Annotated in this window: 29 protein-coding genes and 1 tRNA gene; 9 read left to right on the top strand and 21 right to left on the bottom strand. The window is 67.7% G+C overall.

Annotated features, from left to right (window positions below):
- Positions 1-10: 10 nt before the first annotated feature.
- Entirely contained in the window at positions 11-352 is a 342-nt protein-coding gene (locus TSH20_RS09780) for a restriction endonuclease (RefSeq protein WP_109074540.1), read from the top strand.
- A gap of 6 nt (positions 353-358) precedes the next feature.
- On the opposite strand, the gene TSH20_RS09785 is transcribed toward TSH20_RS09780, so the two are convergent.
- The 3 genes from TSH20_RS09785 to arsC form a co-directional block, all read right to left on the bottom strand.
- A complete protein-coding gene (locus tag TSH20_RS09785) occupies positions 359-1,081 on the bottom strand; it encodes a hypothetical protein (protein WP_109074541.1) in 723 nt (240 codons plus the stop codon).
- 69 nt (positions 1,082-1,150) lie between these two features.
- Entirely contained in the window at positions 1,151-2,095 is a 945-nt protein-coding gene (prmB, locus tag TSH20_RS09790; protein WP_109074542.1) for a 50S ribosomal protein L3 N(5)-glutamine methyltransferase, read from the bottom strand.
- A gap of 34 nt (positions 2,096-2,129) precedes the next feature.
- On the bottom strand, positions 2,130-2,471 hold the full coding sequence (gene arsC, locus TSH20_RS09795; RefSeq protein WP_109074543.1) for an arsenate reductase (glutaredoxin): 342 nt from the start codon (positions 2,469-2,471) through the stop codon (positions 2,130-2,132).
- A 232-nt stretch (positions 2,472-2,703) separates the two neighbouring features.
- On the opposite strand from arsC, the gene serA reads away from it, so the two are divergent.
- Together serA and TSH20_RS09805 are read left to right on the top strand one after the other, a co-directional pair.
- Entirely contained in the window at positions 2,704-3,957 is a 1,254-nt protein-coding gene (gene serA, locus TSH20_RS09800; RefSeq protein ID WP_199231949.1) for a phosphoglycerate dehydrogenase, read from the top strand.
- Between the two features lie 119 nt (positions 3,958-4,076).
- Positions 4,077-5,057, top strand: coding sequence for an alpha/beta hydrolase (locus TSH20_RS09805; RefSeq protein WP_109074605.1), 981 nt, complete (start codon positions 4,077-4,079; stop codon positions 5,055-5,057).
- On the opposite strand, the gene TSH20_RS09810 is transcribed toward TSH20_RS09805, so the two are convergent.
- The 10 genes from TSH20_RS09810 to TSH20_RS09855 form a co-directional block, all read right to left on the bottom strand.
- The gene (locus tag TSH20_RS09810; protein ID WP_247874450.1) at positions 5,048-5,638 is read right to left on the bottom strand and encodes an N-acetyltransferase; all 591 of its coding nucleotides are present in this window, start codon (positions 5,636-5,638) and stop codon (positions 5,048-5,050) included. The genes TSH20_RS09805 and TSH20_RS09810 overlap by 10 nt on opposite strands.
- A gap of 114 nt (positions 5,639-5,752) precedes the next feature.
- Positions 5,753-6,208: a MarR family transcriptional regulator gene (locus tag TSH20_RS09815; protein WP_109074545.1), complete on the bottom strand. Its 456-nt coding sequence runs from the start codon at positions 6,206-6,208 to the stop codon at positions 5,753-5,755.
- 128 nt (positions 6,209-6,336) lie between these two features.
- On the bottom strand, positions 6,337-6,756 hold the full coding sequence (locus tag TSH20_RS09820) for an organic hydroperoxide resistance protein (RefSeq protein WP_012973667.1): 420 nt from the start codon (positions 6,754-6,756) through the stop codon (positions 6,337-6,339).
- Between the two features lie 290 nt (positions 6,757-7,046).
- Positions 7,047-9,143: a TonB-dependent receptor gene (locus tag TSH20_RS09825; RefSeq protein ID WP_199231944.1), complete on the bottom strand. Its 2,097-nt coding sequence runs from the start codon at positions 9,141-9,143 to the stop codon at positions 7,047-7,049.
- A gap of 49 nt (positions 9,144-9,192) precedes the next feature.
- Positions 9,193-9,585: a DUF2946 family protein gene (locus TSH20_RS09830; protein WP_146207473.1), complete on the bottom strand. Its 393-nt coding sequence runs from the start codon at positions 9,583-9,585 to the stop codon at positions 9,193-9,195.
- A 19-nt stretch (positions 9,586-9,604) separates the two neighbouring features.
- A complete protein-coding gene (locus tag TSH20_RS36130) occupies positions 9,605-10,459 on the bottom strand; it encodes a TonB family protein (RefSeq protein ID WP_109074547.1) in 855 nt (284 codons plus the stop codon).
- A gap of 2 nt (positions 10,460-10,461) precedes the next feature.
- On the bottom strand, positions 10,462-10,911 hold the full coding sequence (gene tolR, locus TSH20_RS09840) for a protein TolR (protein WP_109074548.1): 450 nt from the start codon (positions 10,909-10,911) through the stop codon (positions 10,462-10,464).
- Positions 10,911-11,576: a MotA/TolQ/ExbB proton channel family protein gene (locus tag TSH20_RS09845; RefSeq protein ID WP_109074549.1), complete on the bottom strand. Its 666-nt coding sequence runs from the start codon at positions 11,574-11,576 to the stop codon at positions 10,911-10,913. Before TSH20_RS09845 ends, tolR begins: the two co-directional genes overlap by 1 nt.
- Positions 11,577-11,605: 29 nt before the next feature.
- Positions 11,606-12,142 (bottom strand): DUF1775 domain-containing protein, encoded by a 537-nt coding sequence (locus TSH20_RS09850; RefSeq protein WP_109074550.1) that lies wholly within the window; start codon positions 12,140-12,142, stop codon positions 11,606-11,608.
- A 62-nt stretch (positions 12,143-12,204) separates the two neighbouring features.
- Positions 12,205-12,606, bottom strand: coding sequence for a DUF2946 family protein (locus TSH20_RS09855; RefSeq protein WP_158281977.1), 402 nt, complete (start codon positions 12,604-12,606; stop codon positions 12,205-12,207).
- A 539-nt stretch (positions 12,607-13,145) separates the two neighbouring features.
- On the opposite strand from TSH20_RS09855, the gene TSH20_RS09860 reads away from it, so the two are divergent.
- Together TSH20_RS09860 and TSH20_RS09870 are read left to right on the top strand one after the other, a co-directional pair.
- A complete protein-coding gene (locus TSH20_RS09860; RefSeq protein WP_158281978.1) occupies positions 13,146-14,777 on the top strand; it encodes a copper resistance protein CopC in 1,632 nt (543 codons plus the stop codon).
- A 676-nt stretch (positions 14,778-15,453) separates the two neighbouring features.
- Positions 15,454-16,890, top strand: coding sequence for a glycosyltransferase family 87 protein (locus TSH20_RS09870; protein WP_247871283.1), 1,437 nt, complete (start codon positions 15,454-15,456; stop codon positions 16,888-16,890).
- A gap of 368 nt (positions 16,891-17,258) precedes the next feature.
- Here the strand turns inward: TSH20_RS09870 and TSH20_RS09875 are convergent.
- The 8 genes from TSH20_RS09875 to TSH20_RS09910 form a co-directional block, all read right to left on the bottom strand.
- Positions 17,259-17,335 (bottom strand) — tRNA-Pro (locus TSH20_RS09875).
- Between the two features lie 94 nt (positions 17,336-17,429).
- Entirely contained in the window at positions 17,430-17,894 is a 465-nt protein-coding gene (locus tag TSH20_RS09880; protein ID WP_109074553.1) for a MerR family transcriptional regulator, read from the bottom strand.
- 106 nt (positions 17,895-18,000) lie between these two features.
- Complete coding sequence (locus TSH20_RS09885; RefSeq protein ID WP_014247260.1) at positions 18,001-18,333, bottom strand: integration host factor subunit alpha; 333 nt, start codon at positions 18,331-18,333, stop codon at positions 18,001-18,003.
- 157 nt (positions 18,334-18,490) lie between these two features.
- Positions 18,491-19,462: a beta-ketoacyl-ACP synthase III gene (locus tag TSH20_RS09890; protein ID WP_109074554.1), complete on the bottom strand. Its 972-nt coding sequence runs from the start codon at positions 19,460-19,462 to the stop codon at positions 18,491-18,493.
- Positions 19,463-19,465: 3 nt separating this feature from the next.
- Entirely contained in the window at positions 19,466-20,518 is a 1,053-nt protein-coding gene (gene plsX / locus TSH20_RS09895; RefSeq protein WP_109074555.1) for a phosphate acyltransferase PlsX, read from the bottom strand.
- 82 nt (positions 20,519-20,600) lie between these two features.
- Complete coding sequence (rpmF, locus tag TSH20_RS09900) at positions 20,601-20,789, bottom strand: 50S ribosomal protein L32 (RefSeq protein WP_012973646.1); 189 nt, start codon at positions 20,787-20,789, stop codon at positions 20,601-20,603.
- 190 nt (positions 20,790-20,979) lie between these two features.
- Entirely contained in the window at positions 20,980-21,567 is a 588-nt protein-coding gene (locus TSH20_RS09905) for a DUF177 domain-containing protein (protein WP_109074556.1), read from the bottom strand.
- Positions 21,568-21,747: 180 nt separating this feature from the next.
- On the bottom strand, positions 21,748-22,329 hold the full coding sequence (locus TSH20_RS09910) for a ubiquinol-cytochrome C chaperone family protein (RefSeq protein WP_247874451.1): 582 nt from the start codon (positions 22,327-22,329) through the stop codon (positions 21,748-21,750).
- Positions 22,330-22,461: 132 nt separating this feature from the next.
- On the opposite strand from TSH20_RS09910, the gene bamE reads away from it, so the two are divergent.
- The 4 genes from bamE (at position 22,462) to ribB (ending at position 25,969) form a co-directional block, all read left to right on the top strand.
- Positions 22,462-22,956: an outer membrane protein assembly factor BamE gene (gene bamE / locus TSH20_RS09915; protein ID WP_109074558.1), complete on the top strand. Its 495-nt coding sequence runs from the start codon at positions 22,462-22,464 to the stop codon at positions 22,954-22,956.
- 26 nt (positions 22,957-22,982) lie between these two features.
- Positions 22,983-24,137, top strand: coding sequence for a bifunctional diaminohydroxyphosphoribosylaminopyrimidine deaminase/5-amino-6-(5-phosphoribosylamino)uracil reductase RibD (gene ribD / locus TSH20_RS09920; RefSeq protein ID WP_348770417.1), 1,155 nt, complete (start codon positions 22,983-22,985; stop codon positions 24,135-24,137).
- 78 nt (positions 24,138-24,215) lie between these two features.
- A complete protein-coding gene (locus tag TSH20_RS09925; protein ID WP_109074560.1) occupies positions 24,216-24,803 on the top strand; it encodes a riboflavin synthase in 588 nt (195 codons plus the stop codon).
- A complete protein-coding gene (gene ribB / locus TSH20_RS09930) occupies positions 24,800-25,969 on the top strand; it encodes a 3,4-dihydroxy-2-butanone-4-phosphate synthase (protein ID WP_109074561.1) in 1,170 nt (389 codons plus the stop codon). The genes TSH20_RS09925 and ribB overlap by 4 nt, the downstream gene beginning before the upstream one ends.
- The last annotated feature ends 20 nt before the right edge of the window (positions 25,970-25,989 follow it).

Raw genomic sequence — 25,989 nt, forward strand, 5'->3', positions numbered from 1 at the left:
TCCAACAGATATGCGCCTTCCGGATTATCCGTTTTCCCATAAGTCCGCGCCGGCCGCCCAGCCCGACGGCCCCGCCTGCCCGCTCTGCGGCCGGCCGATGGTGCCGGGCGCCAGCCTGAACGAGCACCACCTGATCCCGCGCACCTACGGCGGCCGGGAAACGGTGACGATGCACCGCATCTGCCATGCGAAAATTCACGCGGTGCTGACCGAACAGCAGCTGCGCGACCACTATCACGAGATCGACGCGCTGCGCGGCCATCCCGACATCGCCGCCTTCATCCGCTGGGTCCGCCGCAAGCCGCCGGAGTTCGTCGACGGCCATGCCACCGACCGGCGGCGCAAGCGCTGACCGACCTCAGCCCTGGCGCATCGCCCGCCGCACGGCCGGCTTCGGCAGATACTCGCGGGCCTCGCCGTTGCAGACGCGGCTGACCCGCTCGTACTCCTCGACCGTATCGACCTTGGCCTGCCGGCGGTCGCGCTCGCGGCCGAACTCCTGCATGATCCGCCGCATCGCCGATTCGAGCGGACGGCGGATCGCCGCCATCGCCTGGGTCTGGCTGCGCGAGCGCACCGGCGCCATCCCGTCGATCACCTGCTCCAGACGGCTGCGGATCTGCGGCATCATCTCGTTCAGCAGCGCCTCGTCCACCGCGACATGACGCATCTCATGGGCCAGAACCTCGCCATGCAGGCAGGAATTGGCCGGGATCTCGCCGGCGACATGGACGATGCGCTGCTGGAAGCCGAAGCTGATGGTCAGCGCGCTGGCCGACGCGCAATAGGTGCCGTCGCCCATCGACTTGAACAGCGCCTGCACCTGCGACTGCTCGCCGTAACGCGCCTGGGTCAGCCCCAGCACATGGCTGTCGGTGGTGCTGACCGGCCCCGGCGTCCGCCCCGGAAGCCGGGTGAGCTGGGCGATCGACAGGCTGTCGTCGCGCTTGATCGGCGCCAGCACGGTGTCGAGCGTCAGCTTGGTCGGTGGAAAGCCGCCGCAGCCATTGGACTGCGCCGCGGCCGGCATCGCCGCGAGAAGGAGACCCAGCAGGGAAAGGAACAGGAGGCGAACGGTCATCCCAGCACTGTTACCGGGAAACCGTTCGCCGACAAGAGATATGGAAGGGTGGAAGTCACCCCATACCCCTTACTTCCCGGCCTTCAGCTGCTCCCGCGTCAGCCAGAACACCTCGCCGAAGCTGTTGGCGGTCTGCAGCCACAGGAAATCAAGGTGCGGATACTCCGCCTCCAGGATCTCGCGGCCGGTGCCGAACTCACACAGCAGACCGCCTTCGGGGGTCAGGTGCTTGGGTGCTTCCTTCAGGATGCGGCGGACGATGTCCAGCCCGTCGTCGCCACCGGCCAGCGCCATTTCCGGCTCGGCCCGGAATTCCGGCGGCAAAGCGTCCATCGACTCGGCATCGACATAGGGCGGGTTGGTGATGATGACGTCGTACTTGCGCGTCTTCAGCGGAGCGAACAGGTCGCCCTGATGCAGGGTGATGCGGTCCTCGAAGCCGCTGTCGGCGACGTTGCGCTTCGCCACCTCCAGCGCGTCGGGCGACAGGTCGACGGCGTCCACCTGGGCCTCGGGGAAGATGCGGGCGGCCAGGATGGCGAGGCAGCCGGAACCGGTGCACAGGTCCAGCACCCGCTCCACCGAGGTCGGATCCTCCACCAGCGTGAAGTCGTCGCCGCCGAACAGGTCGGAGAACAGCAGCTCGCCGATGTAGGAGCGCGGGACGATCACCCGCTCGTCCACATAGAAGGGGATGCCCTGGATATAGGCCTTGTTCAGCAGGTAGGGCGCCGGCTTGCGGGTGTCGATGCGGGCATGGAGGATGCCGGCCACCGCCTCGCGCTCCGCCGCGGTCAGCCGGGAGTCCAGATAGGGGTCGAGCTGGTCGACCGGCAGGTGCAGCGTCTCCAGCACCAGGAACACCGCCTCGTCGAAGGCCGTGGTGGTGCCGTGGCCGTAATCCAGATCGGCCTCGTTGAAGCGGCTGACGCCGTAGCGCAGGAAATCGCGGATGGTCGACAGCTCGGCGGCGGCTGCGGCGGCGGTGTGCTTGCTGGTCGGCTTGCTGGTCATGGGGCGCTGGCTCCGGTCAGGAACGGGAAAGGGGTCAGAGGATGTCCAGCACCGACTCCGGCGGACGGCCGACGCGGGCGCGGTCGCCCTTCACCACGATCGGGCGCTCGATGGCGGCCGGATTGGCGGACAGGGCGGCGATCAGCGCCTCTCCGTCCAGATCCTTGGGCAAGCCGGCCTCCGCCGCTTCCTTGGCGCGGGTGATGTCGCGCGGCCCCTTGCCCAGCTTGGCGAGGATGGCCGACAGCTCCGCCGGGCCGGGCGGGGTCTTCAGATACTCGATCACCGTCGGCTCGACACCGCGGGACCGCAGAAGCTCCAGCGTCTCGCGCGATTTGCTGCAGCGGGGATTGTGATAGATCGTCACGTCGCTCATGCCAGACTTCCAGACCTTGGTTGCTTTCTCGGTTTGAAGAGCGGTCAGACTGATACACCCAACCCGCGTGCCGCGCCAATCCGGCATGCGGAAACGGACGCCGCGGCGCAACATCCCTCAGGTGACAAGGGATGGCTTTGGTATTACTTTGCGCGCTCGCTTTTCCGAAGGCCCGTGCGCCCCTAATCCCGGTGGGCGGGCCATGCGGAACAGATCCGATGCCCAGATACGGATGCCGGCCGTGACCAAGCTCTCGCTCTCCAAGGACAAGATCAACATCCTCCTTCTGGAAGGTGTCCACGACAACGCCATCGATGAGCTGGCCCGCGGCGGCTATGCCTCCGTCGAGCGGCTGCCGCGCGCGCTGGACGAGTCCGAGCTGCTGGAGCGCATCGGTTCGGTCCACATCCTGGGCATCCGCTCGCGCACCCACCTGACCGCCAAGGTGCTGGAGGCGGCGAACAAGCTGATCACCGTCGGCTGCTTCTGCATCGGCACCAACCAGGTCGACCTGAAGGCTGCGCGCCGCCAGGGCGTGCCGGTGTTCAACGCCCCCTATTCCAACACCCGGTCGGTGGCGGAGCTGGTGATCGGCGAGATCATCATGCTGATGCGCGGCATCTTCGAGAAGTCGCAGCTGGTCCATGGCGGCGGCTGGATGAAGTCGGCCAAGGATTCCTACGAGATCCGCGGCAAGACGCTGGGCATCGTCGGCTACGGCCATATCGGCACCCAGGTGTCGATCCTGGCGGAAGCCATGGGCATGCAGGTCCGCTTCTACGACGTCGTGCGCAAGCTGGCTCTCGGCAATGCGCGCGCCTGCGACTCGCTGGAGGAACTGCTGTCGGTGTCCGACGTGGTGACCCTGCATGTGCCGGACACCCCGCAGACCCGCAACATGATCGGCGAGCGTGAACTGGCCGCCATGAAGAAGGGCAGCCACCTGATCAACGCCGCCCGCGGGCAGGTGGTGGACATCGAGGCGCTGGCCGCCGCGATGAACTCCGGCCACGTCCTGGGCGCCGCCATCGACGTCTTCCCGGTCGAGCCCGGTTCGGACAAGGACGAGTTCCAGAGCGCGCTGCGCGGCATCAAGACCGCCATCCTGACCCCGCACATCGGCGGTTCGACCATGGAGGCCCAGGCCAACATCGGCACCGAGGTGGCGCAGAAGCTGCTCGAGTATTCGGACAACGGCTCCACCGTCGGCGCGGTCAACTTCCCGCAGGTGGCGCTGCCGGTGCAGGCCGGCTGCACCCGCTTCCTGCATGTGCACGAGAACCGTCCGGGCATCCTGCGCAAGGTGAACGAGGTGTTCTCCGGCCGCGACCTGAACATCGCCGCCCAGTATCTCCAGACCGATCCGGAGCTGGGCTATGTGGTGGTGGACGTCAACGGCGACGTCGACGAGCTGGAGGTCGTCAACGACCTGCGCGCCATCGAAGGCACCCTGAAGGCGCGCTTCCTGTTCCCGTCTCAGCGCTGATCGGATAGGGGAAGGGTTCCGGGGGACGCGACTGCCTCCCCCCGGGAACCCTTCCCCCGCCGCCCGGTTGTCCCCTCATGATGCTGCGCCGCAGCACCAGCCTTGAGAGGACGACCGCCATGACCGACAGCCATTCCACCATGCTCAAGACCCTGGGCCTCACCGCGCTGGCGCTGGGCGGACTGGCCGTCGCCAATACCCTGGCGGCACGCGCGGCCGAGCGCCGCTATCCGCCGGAAGGCCGCTTCCTGACCGTCGACGGCGTCCGCCTGCATTACATGGAGGCCGGCGAAGGTCCGCCGGTCGTGCTGCTGCACGGCAACGTCTCCGCCCTCGGCGACTCGCTGGCGAGCGGCCTGTTCCAGCGGCTGGCGCCGAATCACCGGGTGATCGCCTTTGACCGCCCGGGCATGGGCCACAGCGATCGCCCCCATGACCGCGACTGGACACCGGAGGATCAGGCCGACCTGCTGGCCCAGGCCTTCGCCGCCCTGGAGATCGAGAACGCCGTGGTGGTCGGGCATTCCTACGCCACCCTCGTCGCCCTGGCGCTGGCGCTGGACCATCCGCGGACGGTGAAGGGGCTGGTGCTGTTGGCCGGCTATTATTTCCCGACGACGCGGGTCGACACGGTTCTGGTGGCGCCATTGGCGATGCCGGTGCTGGGCGGCCTGCTGCGCCACACCCTGTCGCCGCCGGTCTCCAAGGCAATGATGCCGGGCCTGCTGAAGACGCTGTTCTCGCCGCGGCCGGTGCCGGACCACCTGACGGAGAGCTTCCCTGCCGCCCTGACGATCCGGCCGGGCCAGTTGCGCGCCAACGCCCAGGACGGCGTCACCATGGTGCCCGCCGCCGAGCGGCTGCAGCACCGCTATGCCGGGGTGACGGTCCCGGTGGCGATCTTCGCCGGGCATCATGACCGGGTCGTATCGCAGGAGGAACAGAGCGGACGGCTTCACCATGTCCTGCCCGACAGCACCATTCATTGGGTGCCGGACTCCGGCCACATGGTGCATTACGCCGACCCGGAGCTGGTGGTGCGCCGGATCGACGATCTGTCAGCCGAAAAGGCGGTGCCGCAGGTCGCCGCTCACAAATAGCGCCGCATCAGGATGCTGCCGCCCTGGTGCGGCAGGCGGGGGTGCCAGGGGATGCCGGCGCGGCCGATCTCCTCGAATCCTTCGCCGGCGTACAGGTGGCGGGCCGGCTCGTTGTCGGCCCAGACATGCAGGGTGACGCGGTCGAAGCCGCCGGTCCGCGCCCGCTCGTAGAACCAGCCGAGCAGCCGCCCGGCGATGCCCTGCCGCCGCAAGTCCGGATCGACCGCCAGCGCCGACAGGAAATAGCTGCCCCAATCCAGGGTTTCCGAAAATTCGGCCATATGGGCGACCCGGTCTGGAGGCAGGCCGCTGTAATCCTCCGTTCGGATCCAGTCGGTGGGATAGCCGTGGGCGACGCCGACCACCTGCCCGTCCAGTTCCGCGACGCCGCTCTGCCGGTGCGACAGCGACCCGCTGCGCCCGGCCAATCCCGGCACCAGCATCTCCGCCGCGGTCATTCCCGGCATCAGCCCGTCGAGCAGAAATTCGTAGACTCCGCCCCCGGCAATGTCGATCAGCCGCGCCAGCTCCGGGGCGTCGTCGGCATCGGCCGGGCGAATGCGGAGACGGTCTTCAGTCAATGCAGGGCTCACGGCGGGAACCTTCGATCAGGAGAGCGGCCGAATAGAAGAGGCCCTCCCGCCGCCGATTTCCAGCCCCTTTCGTGCGAGCCGGCCCGCTCAGCCCCAATCCGTTCAGCCCTGATCGGCGGCGCGGTTCAGGTCGTCGCGCAGCCGCAGCAGCGCATCACGGAGCGACATCAGTTCCCCGGCCGAACTGCCGGCGGCGGCGGCGATGCGCGTCGGCAGGCATTCGGCCTTGCCGCGCAGAGCCGCCCCCTCGGCGGTCAGGCCGACGCGGACCAGCCGTTCATCCTGCGGATCGCGGGCGCGGGTGAGAAGCCCCTGCCCTTCCATCCGCTTCAGCAGGGGGGTCAGCGTGCCGCTGTCCAGCCCCAGCCGCTCGCCCAGCAGCTTCATCGACTGTCCGTCCTGCTCCCACAGCAGCAGCATGATGAGATACTGCGGATAAGTCAGGCCAAGCTGCTCCAGCATCGGGCGGTAGACGCGGCTCATCGCCAGATTGGCCGAATAGAGCGCGAAGCACGCCTGGTTGGAAAGCAGAAGCGGGTCGTCCTTGTCGGCTGCCATGATGGGTGAACCTTGCAAATGCGGCGCGCCGCCGGGATGCCGCGCGTCGGTCGATCGTGCAACCTGCACAATCGCGCGCAACAGCCCGGCGGCGCAATGCCGAAGGCTTCTCGCCTCTGACGATGCCCTTAGGCGACCGTCGTGGTGACCGGGATGTTGCCCTTGGTGGCGTGGCTGTAAGGGCAGACCTTGTGGGCGCGGGCCAGCAGATCCTCGGCCGCGGCCTTGTCCATGCCCGGCAGCGAGACCACGAAATCGACCGTCAGGCCGAAGCCCTCGCCGTCGTCGCGGGCGCCGATGCCGACCGTGGCGTTCACCGTCAGATCGGCCGGAACGGCGATCTTGTCACGGTTGCCGACGAACTTGATGGCACCGATGAAGCAGGCCGAATAGCCGGCGGCGAACAGCTGTTCCGGGTTGGTGGCGCCGCCCTGGCCGCCCAGTTCCTTCGGCGCGGCCAGTGCGACCGACAGCAGTCCATCCTCGCTGACGGCCTTGCCGTCACGGCCACCGGTTGCGGTCACCTTGGTCGAATAGAGGGTCTTCATGGCGTGTGCTCCTTCATTGAGTTTGTTTCCGGGGCGGCGGCCTTGACCGGCGCCCGTCGATCTCGTGGGACTGACTATCGCGCACAATTCGATTGCGCGCAATGAATTTGGCAGTGCGTAATCTAATTGTGCGCAATGCGTCTGACGCATGGCCCGTCTTTCGAGTCCCGCCGTAGCAGGAGCACCGGATCGAAGCGTGTGACCGGCTGCACCCGCTGATCGAGCGGGTGACGGTGCGGTTCAGCGGCAGCGACGCTTTGACCCGGTGGACCGTGGAGGCGCGCTCCCGCTCAGAAGGCGGCGCGGAGGCCGGCGTAGACGGTACGCCCCTCACCCGGATAGAAGATCTGGGTGCCGGCGCGGCGGGCGTCCGTGATGGTGCCGATGTCGCTGACGTAGCGCTTGTCCGTCAGATTGCGCGCGTCGACGAACAGCAGGACCCCGTCCTTCACCTCCATTCCGGTCTGGACGCCCAACAGCGTGTAGCCCGGCGCCCGCAGCGTGTTCGCCTGATCGGCCCATGCGCCCTGCGGCACCCAGTCCACGGTCGGCGTCACATAGAAGCCGTCCGGCCGCGTGTAGGACAGGGATGTCCGCAGCACGTTCTTCGGCACGCCGGCGATGCTGTTGTTGCCGTATTGCCGGTCATTGCGGAAGTGGAAGTCGTTGTGGTTCCACACCTGTCCGACGATGAGCTTGTCGCCGGCCGTGGGGCCGGTGATGTCGCTGGCGACCTCGACCTTGACGCCCAGTTCCAGGCCCTGGTGCACGGTGCGGTCGGCGTTGAAGGTGGCGGCCGGGATGCTGGGATTGGTGGTGAACTGCAGCATCTCCCCCTTCACCTGGGAGCGGTACAGCGTGGCGTCCCAGGCGAAACGCCCCTTCTGCCCGCGCGTCCCCACCTCCGCCGTCCAGGCGCGTTGCGCCTGCAGCGGCACGAAGGCGGGATTGCCGTTCGCCTGGGTCTGGGTGAGGTCGCTGAAGTCCGGCACGTCCATGCTGCGGGTGACGTCGGCAAAGACCTGCACGTCCGGCAGCGGCTCCCACAACAGGCCGAGCTTGGGGTTGAACCCGTCATAGGTCCGGTCGGAGGTACGCCGCGGGTTCCAATGGTCGGTGAAGCTGCGCTCGTTGCGCAGCATCTTGGCCCCGGTCATCACCGCCAGGGTGGGCATGACATAGAGCCGGTTTTCGAGGTAACCCTCGTAATTCCGGGCTTCCTGGCGGGTGTCGGCGGTCTGCGCGCCGCGGCTGCCCTTCACATTGACGAACTGCAGCGCCTTGTTGGTGCCGGCATAGGCCCGCAAGCCGACGGTCAGCTCGTCGCGCAGCCCGCCCACGGTGAAGGACGTCGTGTAGCGGGTGCCGATGCCGTAGGTCCAGCCGTCCTGGTCGATGACTTGGAAGATCGGATGGAACAGCTTCTTGTGGATCCCCCAGCTGTCGATGTCCAGCTGTCCACCGTCGAGATGGATGGTGGTGCGGTTGGCCAGCCGTTCGGTCCAGGTCATGCGCGACTGGTCGCCCGACAGCGCCGCCGCCGCGGCGGAGCGCGGCCGGTTCAAGGCATCGCCCAGGCTCAGCGCGCCGGGCAGCTTCTGGTCGACGAGATAGGCGCCGGCGTAGAAGCGGGTCTCGACAGTCGGGTTGAAGCGGTAGCCGACATTGGCGTTCAGCAGTTCGCCCTGTCCTTCCGAATGGTCGCGATAGCCGTCGGAATGGGCCACGGTGCCGCTGATCAGATAGTCGGCGTCGCCGATCACGCGGGAAACCTGGCCGCTGGCGGTGGCCGCGCCATAGCTGCCCCCCTCCACCCGCAGGACGTTGGGCGCGACGGCGGTGCGGGCGGTCGGCGTCACGAAATTGATGGCGCCGCCGAGGGTCGAGGAGCCGTAAGCCAGCCCGTTCCCGCCGCGGAAGACCTCGGCATAGCGCAGGGCCAGCGGGTCGATCTGGTAGAAGTCGCCGCTGCCGTCGGCGAGGTTGACCGGAATGCCGTCCTGCAGCAGCTCGATCCCCCGCAGATGGTAGCCGCGGGCAAGGCCGGAGCCGCGCATCGACAGGCGGACCTCCTGGCCATAGCGGCTTTCGACGAAGACGCCGGGCGTGTCCTTGAGGACGTCGCGCAGATCCTTGGCATGCTGGCCCTTGTAGGCCTCGGCATCGATGAAGCCGACGGAGCCGGCCGTGCGGTTCAGGTCGTCGCGCGCCTGCTCGGCGGACGGGGCGGTCGGGGAGCCGGCGCCTTGCGCGTTGATGGTGAGGGTGTCGAGGGTCACCGGGGCTGCCGTTTGCGCGGCGGCCGGAACCGGGGTCAGCACGGTGGTCGTCAGAAGAAGTGCGGCCAACGCGGCGACACCGCGTCCGATGGATTGGGAACGGGTCACAAAAGCTCTCCCTTGCGGGCCGGCATCACGGGCCGGCCGGTCTCGTCGTTCAGCGGCTGTATCGGCGATGCGACGATCCCGGAGGCGCACGGGCGTTGGGGCGGTGGATGGAAGACCGGCGACGCGGCGGAGACCCGATGCGGCGGCGCTGCACCAGGCCGTGCCGATGCGGCAACGGAAGCACGCCGCCGTCGGGGGGAATGGCTGCGGGGACGGCGCAGCAGGTCAGACAATCGGGGCACAGGCGGTGCCCATGGCCCGCATCCGGCTTCGCCGGGCCGCTATAGTCCGGCGCTTCGTCGTGCTGGCACAGCGACTGTTCCGCGACGGCCGCGGTCGCTTCGGCCACCAGCATCGCCACGGCCTGCCTCGGCGCCCAGCACTGCAGCAGAAGCAGCGCCAGGGCGGCGAGGAGGGCGAAAAGGCGGAACGGGCGCGGCACCGGGGTCATGACGGGTCCGTCACCGCAACGCGAACTGCACGGGCAGCACGACGTCGAGCCGGTCGCCGGGAAGGTCGTCCGGCATCGGCGGCAAGGGAGCCGCCCGCTCGATCATCACCTCCACCTGTCGGTCGAGGCTGTCGAAGCCCGAACCACGCTCGATGCGCCAGGACAGCACGGCACCATCGCGGGCCACGACGAAGCGCAGCAGAACGGTGCCCTCTTCGCGGGCGAGCTGGGCCGCACGCGGATAGGTCTTGTAGCGGGCAAGCCGGGCCTGGAGCCGCGCCAGATAATCGGGCGGCGGCCCCGCGGCGCGAACCGGTGCTGGTTGCGACGGCCCGGATTGAGATTGGGGTTGAGGCTGGGCCACCGGAGGACGGTTGGCGACCGGCGCCGCGGCGGACGCAACCGGGCGCGGATCCGGGCGGGCGGCCGGGCGCTTGACCGCTTCCGGCGGGCGGGGCTTGACCGCCGGAAGCGGTGTCGCCGCCACGTCCGGGGCAGCCGCCGGCGGAGGTGGAACCTCCTCGATGGGCGTGGGCTCGGCGACGGCGACCGGTTGGGGGACCGGGTCGGGCAACTGCGGGGACGGTTGCTCGGGCAGCGGGTCCGCCGGTGCCCGCTGCTCCGCCTGCTGCTCGGCCTCCTGTTCAGCGGCCGGCTCCGGCGGCGATGGATCAGCCGGAGGCGTCACCTCCGCCGGAGGCTCGGGATCGGGCTGCCGGAGGTCGAGGTCGACCAGAACCGCGGCCGGAGCCGGCGGCACGGGATCATAGCGCGCAGCCAGAAGGGCCAGCACCCCGACATGCAGGGCGATCGAGAGGGCCCGCGCCCAATGGCGTCCTGCCCGGCGCATGGTCGGGGGGCGCATGGTCAGGGCGCCTTCTTCGCGGCAGGGGCCAGCCCCTCCGCCATCAGCGACACCCGGGCGAAGCCGGCCTGGCTGACCTGCCCCATGACCTCCATCACCCGGCCATAGCTCAGCGCACGGTCCCCCCGCACATAGACGACCGTGTCGGGGGCCTCCCGCGCCAGGGCCGCCAGCCGCGCCGGCAGATCGGCCGGCGCCATCTCCTCCTGGCCCAGGAAGACGCGGCCGTCCTGGTCGATGCTGACCTGGACGGGATCGCGCGGCTGGCTGAGTTTCTGCGCGGCAATCTTCGGCAACTGCACCGGCACGCCGGCCGTCATCAGGGGTGCAGCCACCATGAAGATGACCAGCAGGACCAGCATCACGTCGATGAAGGGCGTGACGTTGATCTCGGCGACCGGACGGTAGGAGAACTCGTCCCCCGCCCGGTTCTCCGCAGGTGTCATCCCCATCACTCGGCCGCCACGCGATGGGGCAGGCTGCGGCTGCGCACCGCCTGTCCGGCAAGGCGGCCGATGGCGACCGACAGGCGCTGCGACAGCCGGCCGAGGCCGCTGGTCAGCGCGTTGTAGGCGACCACCGCCGGAATGGCGGCGACCAGACCGATGGCGGTGGCGAACAATGCCTCGGCGATGCCCGGCGCCACCACGGCAAGGCTGGTGTCGTTCGCCCCGGCAATCGCGACGAAGCTGCGCATGATGCCCCACACCGTCCCGAACAGCCCGACGAAGGGGGCGGAGGAGCCGACGGTGGCGAGCACCGGCAGATGGCCGTCGAGACGGCGCAGTTCCTCGGACATGGCGGTGCGCATGGCACGCTCCAGCCGCTCGCGCTGCTCGGCCCGGCTCTCGCCCGGATCGAAATCGTGCCACTCGTGCCGCCCGGCGGCGGCGATGGCGGCGGGCAGCCCGGAGAAGACGGTGTCGAGACCGCCTCCGCCGGCGACCGCCGCCTCGAAGGCGCGGGCCTGCGCCTTGGCCCGGGCGAGCGCCATGGATTTTTCCAGAATGATCGCCCAGCACGCCATCGACGCGGCGAGCAGCAGGATCATCACGCCCTTCACCACCGGATCGGCGGCAAGGAACAGGCCCACGATCGAGAAATCATGGTCTGGCATGAACCCCTCCCTTGGATGCGCCTTGGCGGTCAGTGACCGGATGGCGGGGCGGTCAGGGTCAGGCCGGGGGCCGGTTCGGGGAGATCGGCGGACGTTTTGCCGGGCTCCGGAATCTCGATCCAGCGGGCCACGCCGGTGTCGCATTCCTGCACCACCGGGAAATACAGCACCGTGCCGGCGGGCTGCTTGGGCAGCACGGCCTGGAAGACGAACTCGTCATACCAGGCGTCGGGCAGCGAACCGCCGGTCCAGGCGATCTCGGTGACGCCGTGGGTGATGGTGCGGCCGTGCGACTGGTAGGGCTGGGCGTATTCGCCGTCCTTGGTGGTCAGCGTCCAGCCGGGCTTCGGCATCGGCTTGGCGGCGACGACGCCGGCCGGCAGCCGGATGCGGACGGCGGTGGTGGCGGCGCCGCCGCAGCCGTGCGGCACCTTGACGACGGCCTTGTAATAGCTGCCGGCCGGGGCCTCGCGGGTCTCCAGGGTGACATGCGCGGACGCGGTGCCGGCCGTTGCGGCAAGGCACAGGAACCCGGCGCCCAGCGCCAGGGCTTGAATACGGTTCATGATGGGAGTTTCCGAACAGGAGATCGGGTGGGCGCACACGCGGCGCGCCCAGTTGACGGCGATCAGACCTGTGCGGTGCCCGGCGGTGCCCGTGGATGGAGGCAGGTCAGGAAAAGCAGGCGCGGACGGACGCCGGCCTCCTGCGGTTGCGCGACCGCGTAATGAAAGGCTGGGATCGGAAGCTTGCCGCCCGGTTCCGTGATCAGGCCGTGGGTGCCGAGCGCCAAGCAGAACGGACAAACAGCCCCGTGATCGTCGCCCCCGGCGGGAGCCTGTGGGCTGTGCGCCGCCCCCGTCGGCATCTGCATCCCGGACCCGGCGCCAAGCTCCGGCTCGCCGCTTTCCTGGTGGCAGTCATGTGCCGCCGCGGCCTCGACCGCGTTTCCGATCCGGTAGCCGGCGGCGCGGGCCGCCATGGCGAAATCCGGAACGATGGTCTGCACCAGGATGGCCAGGATCGCCAACCACGCCAGAACCCGCCGCCGACCGCCATGCCCCGAGCAACCGCAGAGAGCGGTCGGTCGGCAAGAGGCTGGAGGGAGGCGGCGGGACATTCGACGCGACTGCTCGGCATTGGCTGTTGTGCGGGCAGAGGTATCAGGATCGGTCGCCCCCGGACTTGTCCGAGATCAAGCGAGGGTCAATCCGACGTAGAAACCTGCCCTGGAGCCATTATCTCGGGGAGCATGGCTAAATCGTCTCACCCTTGTCGAACGGCTTGACTGGACGATGCCGCGCGTGATCGTTGGTTCCGGCCTTCCGCAACAGCTGGCTGCCCTCGTATGGCTCGTCGCCGGACAGTCCGAAGCATGCGGGTGTCACGCTGATCGAGCCCCAACCGCACTGACACCCGGCACCAGCCGGGTGATTGGGCTGCATGCCGGCCGCGGCGATGACCGCACCGCATTCAGCCCCTCGACCATGCCCCCTACAAGAGCGAGGCATCCTCATGCGTCCCGGCCTCCGTCGTACGACCGGCGTTCTTCCAATCGTGGTTTTGGCCGTGCTGATCCTCGCAGCCTTCCCGCCGAACGGCTGGGCCCATGCGGTCCTGATGGAGTCGGTTCCGGCCGAAGGCGCCAGCCTCGACACCGCGCCGGCAAGCTTGACGCTGAGCTTCAATGAACCCGTCACGCCCGTCCGTATCCAGTTGCTCGACCAGCAGGGACGGGACATGGCCGAGCAGCAAAGCGCGGTGACGGAGAACGACAGCATCCGCCTCGCCCTGCCGCCGGGACTGCCGAACGGCCTCTATGTCGCCAGCTATCGCGTCACCTCGGCGGATGGCCATCCCGTCGCCGGTTCCTTCACATTCGGGATCGGCGTGGCGCCGTCATCGACGGCCAGCCCGCCTCAGCAGGACGACCCGTCCCATGCCGCCACCCTGGCCGGCCTGCTGTTGCGGACCTTGCATTACGCCACCCTGCTGGCCGGCACAGGCGGTGGCCTGTTCCTGGTTCTGGTGACGGGACGCTGGGCAACGCTCAACGACCGTCTGAAGCCTTTTCTGTGCCTGATGCTGCTGGCGGCCGGCCTGTCGGGGACGCTGCTGGTGGGGGTAACCGGGGTGACGCTGGCAGGTCAACCCCTCGCCACCCTGCTGACCGGGAGCCCCTGGACCACCGGAGCGGCGAGCAGCGTCGGCCTCAGCGCCGGAGTCGCACTATTGGCCCTGCTATGCTCGGCCTGCGGCTTGGCATTGGAGTTCCGTCCCGCGGTCGGGCAGGCGCTGCTGGTGACGGGGGCACTGCTGGGGGCCGCCTCGCTCGCCGTCACCGGCCATGCGGCCACGGCCTCTCCCCGATGGCTGAGCGCGCCGCTCGTCGGTTTGCATGGGCTGATGGCGGCCTACTGGGTCGGGGCGTTCTGGCCGTTGACCATGGCATTGCGCCTGGAGTCGCCGGTTGTCGCCGCAAGGCTGACCCGCCGATTCTCGCGATTGGCCGTCGGTGCCGTGGCCATCCTGGCCGGCGCCGGCATGGTTCTGTCCGCGATCCAGCTCCGCTCCTTCCAGGCGATCCTGTCCAGCAGCTATGGATGGGTGTGGGCAGGCAAGATGCTGGCGGTCCTGTTGCTGCTCGGACTGGCGGCATGGAACAGGCAGTCCCTGAGCCCGGCCCTCGACCGAGATGGCGACCGGGGTGGCGACCACGCCGTCAGGGCACTGCGGCGGAGCATCGTCCTGGAGATGGCGGCGGCCGGCGCTGCCCTGCTGCTGACAGCGGCCTTCGCCCTGACGCCCCCGCCCCGCGCATTGAGCGCAGCCGAGGAAAAGCCACCGGCCGGATTTTCCACCCTTGCGGTGAAGGGAGGTCTGATCGCCATCATCGACGTTGTTCCGGCGAAGCCGGGGAGCAACGGCGTTCGGCTCCATCTTCAGGATGAAGATGGCAAGCCGGTTTCCACCCGTGAGGTGACGATGAACTGGGAGCTGTCGGCAGCGGGTGTGGCCCCGCTGCGGCGTACCCTGACAACCTACGGCCCTGGCTTCTCTGGAGTTGACGACATGACTCTGCCGCTTGCTGGTCGATGGTCGTTGCGCCTCGAGGTGCTGATCGACGATTTCGACAAGCGGACGTTCCAAACCGAGGTGTCGATCGGTGAGGCGCCGGTGGATGTCGGGACGATCAAGTGACGGCATTCTGACGTGCAAGGCTGGAAACGGCACCGCGCACTCAGCCCGCAATAACGTCATCATCGGGCATCGACTCTCCCCAATTGCCTCCGCACATTTCTCGATGACGCGTAGATTGAACTGCCCGGCGACCTCCGATTCCCGGCGGCCTTGTTCCCATTTCTAAAGGTTGGGCGGAGGGATACAGAAACGTTCGGCACACGCTTTTTGCGACAGCCCAGTTGAGTGGCGCACCTGCTTCCCCGTAGGCGGGCGCTTCATCTCAGCGAGCTTTTCCGTGCGCTGGCCCGCTCCAAAATTTCGAACGGTCGGTCGCAAACGCCGACCTATTGGCAAAGTTGGCCGCCTGCCCTACCCGCACGTGCCAATACGCCACCTTGATCAGTCGCCAGTCATGGCAATCAACGCCGACCGGACTACCTCGCCATAACGGCTGAAACAAAAAAGAAAGCCAGTCGCTAGTCCATTTTGTGGCGATCGATACACGAAATCGGAAATCCCCAACGTAACGATGCTGTGTATCTTCAAATAAACCGAACTGGTTGAGAGAAAACAAAATCTTCGCATTGGCGAGTCTGCACCACAACCTTTCCTATATCCTCTGAAATATTCAATGATATCAACATTTCCCTGCGCACATGATGAGCCTCACTGCCGCATTGCGCTTTCGATTGCCGTGCCGGATCGCTTTGCCGACGACGCGCTGACGCGACGGCAAGGTGTCGACGCAACCGCTAGATACCCCAGAATCAGTATGCAACCAACGATTCAGTTCCTGCGAACAGGTCCCTACGGCGCTGGCCGGGTCAAGTTCATCATCATCCTGGCATGGATGTTCGTGGCGCTGACGACCGGACTGGTCGGTCTGGCGCTGCACCGCGGCGGTCATGCCAGCAATCTGACGAATATCCACAATCTGTTCATGCTGCAGAACCCGGATCTGATCCAGGTCGACAGCTGGTACCCGATGATCAAAGCGCTGAACTGGCTGCAAGAACGCCACGGCGAGAACGTCTATGACGAGGTGTTCTTCAAACAGCACATCAAGTTCCAGTACCCGTTGACCTCGCTTCTGCCCCTGGAGGCGATGAAGGCGCTGGGGGTGCTGAATCTCATCGCATTCGCGCGCGTCAACCTGCTGTTCGTGCTGGTGACTGCAGCCGGGATGGCGATCCTGGTGCTGGAGATGGCTGCCCGATTGCGGATACCGGGCGCGTCGAGTGACCGGCCGACTCAGGTGCTACTGGTCGGCTTCGGGTACATGACCACCTTGTGTTTCTACCCGGTGATGGAAGCCTTCTCGCTTGGCCAGATCCAACTTTGGCTGGATGCCGCCTTCGTGTTCGCCTGCATCGCCCTGCTGCGGGACCGCCGGTTTTTGTGCGGCGCGCTGCTGGGTGCCTCGACCTTGTTGAAGCCGCAGATGTCGCTGTTTCTCCTCTGGGCCGCCCTGCGCGGCGATTGGCGGATGGCGGCAGGCTGGGCGGCGGTTGTGGTGCCGGGTGTCGCGCTGGCGACGCTGTTCTACGGCTTCGCGCCGATGGCCGATTATCTGCAGGTGCTGGTGTTCATTGACCAACATGGCGAGAGCTACTACGCCAATCAAACCGTCAACGGGTTGGTCAACCGCCTGCTGCACAACGGCAACAACCTCGACTGGTCGGCGGAGGCCTTCGCCCCGTACAATCCGGCCGTTCACCTTGCGACGCAGATCTCCGGTATCGCCTTCGTCGGCTTCGGCTTGCTCTGGCGCCGGCGCGACCGGGCGACAGAGCGGCTCCTGCCCTTCGTCATTGCCGGCATCTGCTTCACGGTCGGTTCGCCGGTTGCCTGGGTGCATCATTACGGCATCCTGCTGCCGGCCTTCGCGCTGGCCTTCCTGATGCTGTTGGAACCGGGTCTGCAGCGGCCCGCCGGTGCGGTGCCGCTGCTGGCCGCAGCCTATTTCCTGGCCGGCAATATGCTGTTCTGGCCGCTCAACGCGCTGGCCGACACGCCGCTGAACGTTCTGCAGTCCTATATGTTCTTCGCCGCCCTGATGCTGCTGGGCCTGATCATCCTGCTGGCCGGCCGTACCGCCTCCCCCAACCTTGGGAGATGCAGAAGTCGGTAACCAGAGTCATAGCGACCTGCCCCCGGCCCAGAGCCTCGCTTAGTCGCCCTCTTTTCCACCGGAGGCGTGCCGGTTGGACTGCTTCCACGACACCAATGCAAGCTATGTGACCGCCGCCGTCACCCAGCAGTTGGCGCGGCACCGGAGTTACGAGACGACGAAGCGGTATCTGCGGGTAGCCGACGAAGCGGCACGCAATGCGGTGGAGGCGATCCCGATGAAGGCCTTCGCCAACGCGGCAGCGTCGCCAAGTCGCAAACAAGAGTCGCAAACGGATGCCGAGGCTGCATCGAAGACACCCCAGGACGCGGGCAAAGAAAAAGCCCTGGAACCATTAGGTTCCAGGGCTTTTCCGGTCCTTCCGGAACTGGTCGGAGCGACAGGATTCGAACCTGCGACCCCCAGACCCCCAGTCTGATGCGCTACCAGGCTGCGCTACGCTCCGTCAACTTCACCGCAGTGCTTGCGGCTTGGCTCCGGAAGGGAACGGGACTATAGCCGCGGGCTTTTGCCGATGCAACATCTCCCGTGATGATTTTTCAGCTTTTTTTGCTCCCCATTTCGGACAAGCGGGACAGCACCGATCGCAGCGATTTCAGCTCGTCCAACACCATGGTGATCTCGTGACGCACGGCATCGGACAGGGGCGGATGATCGGCACCGCCGTCCCCGCCGTCATCGGACTCGTCTCCGGAAAAAGCCTCGGCATCCGCTACGTCGCCGCCTTCATCCGTATCTTCCGGCAACGGCGGCGTCGGGTCGGCCATCCGCCCTTCCTTCAACAGGCGTTGAACGCCCTTGATGGTATAGCGGTCCTCGTACAGCAGCGCCTGGATGCGCCGCAGAAGCTCGACATCCTCCGGCCGGTAATAGCGTCGGCCGCCGCCGCGCTTCAGCGGGCGGATCTGGGGAAATTTCGTCTCCCAGAACCGCAGCACATGCTGAGGCACGTTGAGGTCGGTCGATACCTCGCTGATGGTGCGATAGGCCGTGGCGGATTTCATGACCGGATCAGGCCGCCATCCGACAACAATCGAGGGCGGCGGTCCGCGGGACGGCACGGCACGGCGATGGGCAGGGCTTCCGGATCATCATCGGAAACGGCCGGCGTCAGGACAGCGCCCGCGCGGGCGTCGGCGCCCCACCCTCCTGAACGTCGTTGATGCGGTTCTTCAGCACATGGCTGGCGCGGAAGACCAGGACGCGGCGCGGCAGGATCGGCACCTCTTCCCCGGTCTTGGGGTTGCGGCCGATTCGCTCGCCCTTCTGGCGGACCTGAAAGCTGCCGAAGGACGAGATCTTCACCATCTCCCCCCGGGCGAGCGCATCGGAAATCTCGTCCAGGACGGTTTCGACCAGATCAGCCGATTCATTGCGCGAAAGACCGACTTCCTGATAGACGGCTTCGCTCAATTGCGCGCGCGTGACAGTGTTTTGCGACATTGTTCGACCTCCCCCCGCAACCATTGCGAAGACGGTAATCCGGGGGAAGAAGGTCCGTCAATTCAAAAGCTTGGCAGGCGCAAACGGCCCGGCCGAAGTCCGGCCGGGGTTGCAGCGCAGCATGCTGACGGGGAGATGGGGAAGGAGCGCCGGCGGCTTACCAGCGGATCAGCGCCGAACCCCAGGTCAGGCCGCCGCCGATGGCTTCCATCAGGATCAGGTCGCCGCGCTTGATGCGGCCGTCGGCAACCGCCTCGCCCAGCGCCAGCGGGATCGACGCGGCCGAGGTGTTGCCGTGGCGGTCCACCGTCAGCACCACCTTTTCCGGCGACAGCTTCATCTTGCGGGCCAGCCCGTCGATGATGCGGCGGTTGGCCTGGTGCGGCACCATCCAGTCGATGTCGGTCGACTCGAGGCCGTTGGCGACCAGAGCCTCCTCCACCACCGCCGACAGCTTGGACACGGCATGGCGGAAGATTTCCTGCCCGTGCATGCGGACATGGCCGATGGTGCCGGTGGACGACGCGCCGCCGTCGACATAGAGCAGGTCGTACTGGCTGCCGTCGGAATGCAGGTGGGTGGACAGCACGCCGCGGTCGGACGAATCGCCCTTGCCCTCATAGGCTTCCAGAACGATGGCGCCGGCGCCGTCGCCGAACAGCACGCAGGTGGTACGGTCGTTCCAGTCGAGCAGGCGGGAGAAGGTCTCCGCCCCGATCACCAGGGCGCGGCGCGCCTGACCGTTGCGCAGGAAATTGTCGGCCACCGACATGGCATAGACGAATCCGGCGCACACCGCCTGGATGTCCATGGCGAAGCCCTTGGTCCCCAACGCCGCCTGCACCTTGGTCGCCGTTGCCGGGAAGGTGTTGTCGGGCGTGGTGGTGGCCAGGATGATGCAGTCGATGCTGGAAGCCGGCACGCCGGCATGCTCCAGCGCGCGGGTCGCCGCGGCGATGGCGAGGTCGGAGGTCTTCTCCCCCTCCGCGGCGATGTGGCGCGACTTGATGCCGGTGCGCTGGACGATCCACTCGTCCGACGTGTCGACCCGCTGTTCCAGATCTTGGTTGGTGACGACGTTGGACGGCAGGAAGATACCGCAACCCAGAACTCGGGAACGCATGACCATTGTTCAGCCCGCCGCCGCCTTCGTGTCGGGAAGAGGGTTCGCGTCGGCTATGCGCCCCATCTCTTCCTTGATGCGTTCGTTGAAGCCGTGCGTCGCCAGATTGACGGCGACCGCGACGGCGTTGGCGAAGCCGACCGCGTCGGTGCCGCCATGGCTCTTCACGCAGACGCCGCGCAGACCCAGGAACATCGCGCCGTTGTAGCGGCGCGGGTCGATCCGCTCGCGAAAGCGCTTGAAGGCGCCGCGTGCCAGCAGATAACCGATCCGAGCCAGGAACGACGTCGCGAAGGTCCGGCGCAGGAACTCGGAGAACAGCTTGGCCGTGCCCTCCGCCGTCTTCAGCGCGACATTGCCGGTGAAGCCGTCGGTGACGATGACGTCGACCGTTCCCAACCCGATGTCCGTGCCTTCGACGAAGCCATGGAAGCGGCCGGGCAGCGGCATGTCGCGCAGGCTGGCCGCCGCGGCACGCACCACCTCGTTGCCCTTCATGTCCTCCGACCCGATGTTCAGCACACCGATCGACGGCTCCGGAAGGCCCAGGATGGCGCGCGCGAAGACGGCCCCCATCACGGCGAACTGGACGAGATTTTCCGGCTGGCATTCGGCGTTGGCGCCGAGGTCCAGCATCACGCTCTCGCCCCGTTGCGTCGGGAAGAAGGAGGCCATCGCCGGCCGGTCGATGCCCGGCAGCGTCTTCAACACGAACTTCGCCATCGCCATCAGGGCGCCGGTGTTGCCGGCCGACACCACGCAGGCAGCCTCGCCCGCCGCAACGGCGTCGATGGCAAGCCGCATGCTGGACTGGCGACCGGCGCGCAGCGCCACTGCCGGCTTGGCGTCACCGGCCACGAAGTCGGCGGTGTGGCGGATTTCCGCCACCGCCTTCAACGCAGGCCGCTGGTTCAGCAGCGGTTCAAGCCGCTGCTGGTCGCCATACAGCAGAAAGCGCACGTCGGGATGGCGCTCCCGCGCGATGTCCGCCCCGGCAATGACCATGTCGGGGCCGTGATCGCCACCCATGGCATCCAGGGCGATGGTCAGGCGCTGGCTCACCGCGAACAGGCTCCCCGGCTTGGACCCCGGCAGGGGCGACCAGCGCCCCCGGTCATCGGGACCTCAGACAACGCGATCCGGATCAAGCGGCCGCGGTGCCGCTCTGAACCACTTCACGCTGGTCGTAATGGCCGCAAGACCCGCAGACGTGGTGCGGACGCTTCAGCTCGCCGCAGTTCGGGCACTCGTTGTACGCCGAGGTCGGCAGAGCGTGGTGCGAACGCCGCATGTTGCGCCGCGACTTGGAGGTCTTCTTCTTCGGAACAGCCATGACCGTAAACTCTCTTCATTGGAAAGGGCGGCCCGAACAGGGGCCGCCCAGCGCGAGCGGCATTCAATAAGGCAAATGCCCCCAAAGGGCAAGCCCGAACAACCCCTATTTCGCAACCCCGCGCCGCTCATTGGTGGGGGTGGAAATGCCGGCCCTTATACAAGGCACGGCGGGGAAAGCAACAGCCTGATCAGTTGCGCGACTTCAACTGCTGCAGGACGGCGAAAGGATTGGGCTTTTCAGGCTCTTCCGCCACCTCTTCCTCCGCCGTCTCCTCGCCCTCATGCTCGCGATAGTCCTCGAATTCCACGCCCTCGGCATGAGGATAGGGGTCGAGACCGAGCGACAGGTGCTGCGCCGTCAGTTCGCCGATGTCGATTCGGTTGTTCTCCATCGGCTCGGGAATGTCCTCGTCCGACAGGGACGGGTCGAAATCGACCTCCAGCCCCTGGTCCTCGATCATCGACGGCGGGGCGAACAGCGCATCGAAGCTCTCGCTGACATGGGCGGGCACCGGTTCTAGCGTGACGACGCAGGTCTGCACCACGTCGGCCTCCAGTTGGCCGGAGACGCGGATCATCTGGCCGCCGCGCACCGCGCGCAGCTTCACCGTGGCGGTCAGGCTGCCGATCGCCTCCAACTCCAGCCGTTCGGCCAGCGCCTTGCGCTCCGTCTCCGTCGCTTCGATGGTTTCGGTCACGTCGGCACGGCGCACCGCGTCGGCAGGGACGATGCGCGAGAATTCCGGGGCCGGCAGGGCACCGTTGGCAGGGCTCATGGCGAAAGACTCTCTGATCGAAAACCGAAACGGCCGGCGCGACGGGCGACCGGCATCACTCAAGTCACATGCAGCCGCCGGACCGGAAAGGCAAGCCCTCAAGCATCGCCCCGGGCGTCGCCCCGAGCATCGGCCGCCCGGCTACGGGCGATTCATCGCTCACCTTATATAGTGTGACGCTCACGCCGGCACCGGGGCGAAGCGGACCTCACCCTGCATCAGCGACTCCAGCGGCTGGGCGTCGAGCGCCGCGGCGCAGGCGCGGACATAGGCGGCCATGGCCGCCAGCGCCCCGTCCGGCACCGGGTCCACCGTGCCGTAGAGGTTGTTGTCGAGCGCCACCTCCAGCCTGCCGTCGTCGGAGTCGGCCAGCGCCTCGTCATAGGCGCGGATTCGCCCGGCCATGCCGCGGGCCATCGTCTTGACCCGCCGGGCGATGCCGCTGTCGCCGACCCCCATCTCCAGCAGCGACTTCTCGAAATCGTCGACCATCGTCTCATAGAGGCGCTGCGACAGTTTGCCCGCCTCCGCGCCCTGCCCCTTCAGCCGGCGCATCACCAGGAGGAGATGCAGCGCCACCATCTCGAACCGTCCGTCGAGCGTGTCGGGCACGGCGAGCGCACTGTAGAAGGCCGGCTCGCGGGCGCGGCGGACGATGGCGGTGAACAGCCCGCCCACCGCCGTGGCGTTGCGGGCACGCGCGCCGCCGCCGATCCCGGACATCAAAGGGGCCAGCAGACGGCCGATAAAGCTTCCTGACACGAACGGCAGCCCTTCCCCGACTCGGAGTCTCGTTGACAGGGCGAAGCAGCCGGTGCGATTGTCCTGCCCGGAGACTGTCCACAGCCGTGGACGGCCTCTCTGCCCCGCCGGCTCCATCATAGCCCGAGCACCATGACCAGATCGAACTTTTCCGCCCCCCGCACCGTCAATCGCACCGCCCTGCTGGGCAGCGTCCTGCTCGCCGGCCTTGCCGCGACCGGCTGCTCGCCCGTCGTCGCCACCCGCGGCAACCTGACGGACCCACAGCTGGTGGCAGAGCTGCAGCCGGGCCAGAGCCGGCGCGACGACGTCGCCGCGGTGCTGGGCACGCCGACCTCGGTCGGCACCTTCGATCCGAACGTCTGGTACTATATCGGCCAGAAGACCGAGAAGACCGCCTTCTTCGAGCCGGAAGTGACCGAGCGCCGCGTTGTCGTCGCCCATTTCGACGACAGCGGCGTCCTGCGCGAGATCAAGACGCTCGACAAGTCGGCAGGCCAGGACGTCGATCTGGTGGAACGCACCACCCCGACCGCCGGCCGCGAGATGGGCTTCCTGGAGCAGATGATGGGCAACGTCGGCCGCTTCTCCGCCAAGGACACCAAGGGCAAGGGCCCCGGCAGCTGATCGCTTGGCCGATAGCCTGACCCTCCGTGCCCGTTCATTCCGATACAGACACCGACCTGCGCCACATGCGCGCCGCCCTGTCGCTCGCCGCGCGCGGGCTGGGGCGGACCTGGCCGAATCCGGCGGTCGGCTGCGTTCTGGTCCGCGACGGCGCCGTGATCGGCCGCGGCTGGACCCAGCCCGGCGGCCGGCCGCACGCCGAGACGGAGGCACTGGTCCGCGCCCGCAGCCTCTCCGGCGGAGCCCGTGAGGGAGCAGTCGGCGCCACCGCCTACGTCACGCTCGAACCCTGCAATCATTATGGCAAGACGCCGCCCTGCGCCTTGGCGCTGGTGGAGGCGAAGGTGGCGCGCGTCGTCGTCGCCTGCCAGGACCCCGACCCGCGCGTTGCCGGCGGCGGTCTGACCCGGCTGCGCGATGCCGGCATCGAGGTCACGACCGGCGTCTGCGAGGCCGAGGCTCTGGCCCTGAACGAGGGCTTCTTCAACCGCATCACGCTGGGCCGCCCGCTGGTGACGCTGAAGGTCGCCAGCACGCTCGACGGCCGCATCGCCACCGCCACCGGCGAGTCGCAATGGATCACCGGCCCCACCGCCCGTGCCTGGGGCCACCGGCTGCGCGCCAGCCACGACGCCATCCTGGTCGGCATCGGCACCGCGCTGGCCGACGATCCCGAATTGACCTGCCGCCTTCCCGGCCTGGAAGACCGCAGCCCGGTCCGCGTGGTTGTGGACAGCAGCCTCCGCCTGCCCCCGACGGCGAAACTCGCCATCGGTGCCGGCCGCATCCCGACCTGGGTCCTCACCGGCCCCTCCCCCGACCCCGCCCGTGCCGAGGCCCTGACCGCGCTCGGCGTCGAGGTGATCCCGGTCGCCACCGGTGTTGATGACCGCATCGATCCAGCCGCCGCAATGGCCGCCCTCGCCTCCCGCGGCATCACCCGCGTGCTGGTGGAGGGCGGAGCGTCCATCGCCGGCGCCCTGCTCGGCGCCGGCTTGGTCGACCGGCTGGAGTGGTTCCGCGCCGCGTCGCTGATCGGCGGCGACGGGCTGCCGGCGGTCGCCGGATTCGGAGTCGAGGCACTGACCGCCATGGCGCGCTTCGAGCGCACCGCCGTCCGCAACGCCGGCGCCGATCTGGCCGAAAGCTACCGCCGAATCCCCACCAAGGCATCGGCCTAGCCGACGCAACAGACCGTTGCGCCGCCCGCGGTGTCGCGCGCGCTTCCCCTGGCCGCGAAACCTGCTAAATTCCCCGCCATGTTCACCGGAATCATCACCGATATCGGGCGCGTCCGGGCCGTGGAGCGGCAGGGCGACACCCGGTTCACCATCGAGACCGCCTTCGACACGGAGACGATCGCGATCGGGGCGTCCATCGCCCACAACGGCGTCTGTCTGACGGTCATCGAAAAGGGACCGGGGACCTACGTCATCCAGGCGTCGGGGGAAACCCTGTCGAAGACGACGCTCGGCGGGTGGGAACCCGGCACGCGCGTCAACCTGGAGCGCGCGCTGAAGGTCGGCGACGAGCTGGGCGGCCACATCGTGTCCGGCCATGTCGACGGTGTCGGCCGGCTGCTGTCGATCCGCCCCGACGGCGAATCTCTGCGCCTGACCTTCGAGGCGCCGGCCACTCTCGCCAAATACATCGCACCGAAGGGCTCGGTCGCCATCGACGGCGTGTCGCTGACCGTCAACGAGGTCGAGGGCAACCGCTTCGGCGTCAACATCATCCCCCACACCCAGACCGCCACCACATTCGGCGGGCTGAAGGAGGGCGATCCGGTCAATCTCGAAATCGATATGCTGGCGCGCTATGTCGCCCGGCTCGCGGGGCAGGAATGACGTCCGAGTTTCACAAGTACCTGTCGACGGCCGAAGAGATCATCGAAGAGGCGCGTCAGGGCAGAATGTTCATCCTGGTCGACGACGAGGACCGGGAGAACGAGGGCGATCTGGTGATCCCCGCCTCCTGCGCCACGCCGGAAGCGGTGAACTTCATGGCCAAGCATGGCCGCGGCCTGATCTGCCTCACCATGGACCGGCCGAACATCGAGCGGCTGCGCCTGCCGCTGATGGCGCAGCAGAACGCCTCGCGCCACCAGACCGCCTTCACCGTCTCGATCGAGGCGCGCGAAGGCGTGACCACCGGCATCTCCGCCGCCGACCGCGCCCGCACCATCGCGGTCGCCATCGACCCGGCGTCCGGCCCGCAGGACCTCGCCACCCCCGGCCACATCTTCCCGCTGCTGGCGCGTGACGGCGGCGTGCTGGTCCGCGCCGGCCATACCGAAGCGTCGGTCGACATCGCCCGGCTGTCCGGCCACTCCAACTCGGCCGTGATCTGCGAGATCATGAACGACGACGGCACCATGGCCCGCCTGCCGGACCTGGTGCAGTTCGCCCAATTCCACGGGCTGAAGGTGGGCACCATCGCCGACCTGATCGCCTATCGCCGCCGCACCGAGACCATCGTCGAGCAGGTGCTGGCCGGCACGCTGGACAGCCGCTATGGCGGCCGCTTCCAGTCCTACGTCTACATCAACAAGATCCAGTATGCGGAGCACATCGCGCTGGTGCGTGGCGACATCTCCGGCGACGAGCCGGTTCTGGTCCGCATGCATGCCCAATCGGTGCTGGACGACGTGCTGGGCGACCGCAACTCCGGCCGCGACAACGAACTCCACGCCTCGATGGAGCTGATCGCCAAGGAAGGCCGCGGCGTCGTCGTGCTTCTGCGCGAGCCGAACCCGAACGGCCTCTCGGTCACGCTGAAGGCCCGGCTGGAAGGTCAGGCCAGCAGCGTGCCGGAACTGCGCGACTATGGCATCGGCGCGCAGATCCTGCTGGATCTGGGCGTGCGCAAGATGGTGCTGATCTCCAACCGCAAGAAGCCGATCATCGGGCTGGAGGGCTATGGCCTGACCGTGGTCGGCCACCGCGCGATCGGCCCCGCCGCCGATGGAATGGGCGCCGATGGAACGGGCGCCACCGCCCCGGGCGACGATTGAGGAAGGGACTGGTCGCCGCC

Source organism: Azospirillum sp. TSH20 (assembly GCF_003115935.1).
Taxonomy (GTDB): domain Bacteria; phylum Pseudomonadota; class Alphaproteobacteria; order Azospirillales; family Azospirillaceae; genus Azospirillum.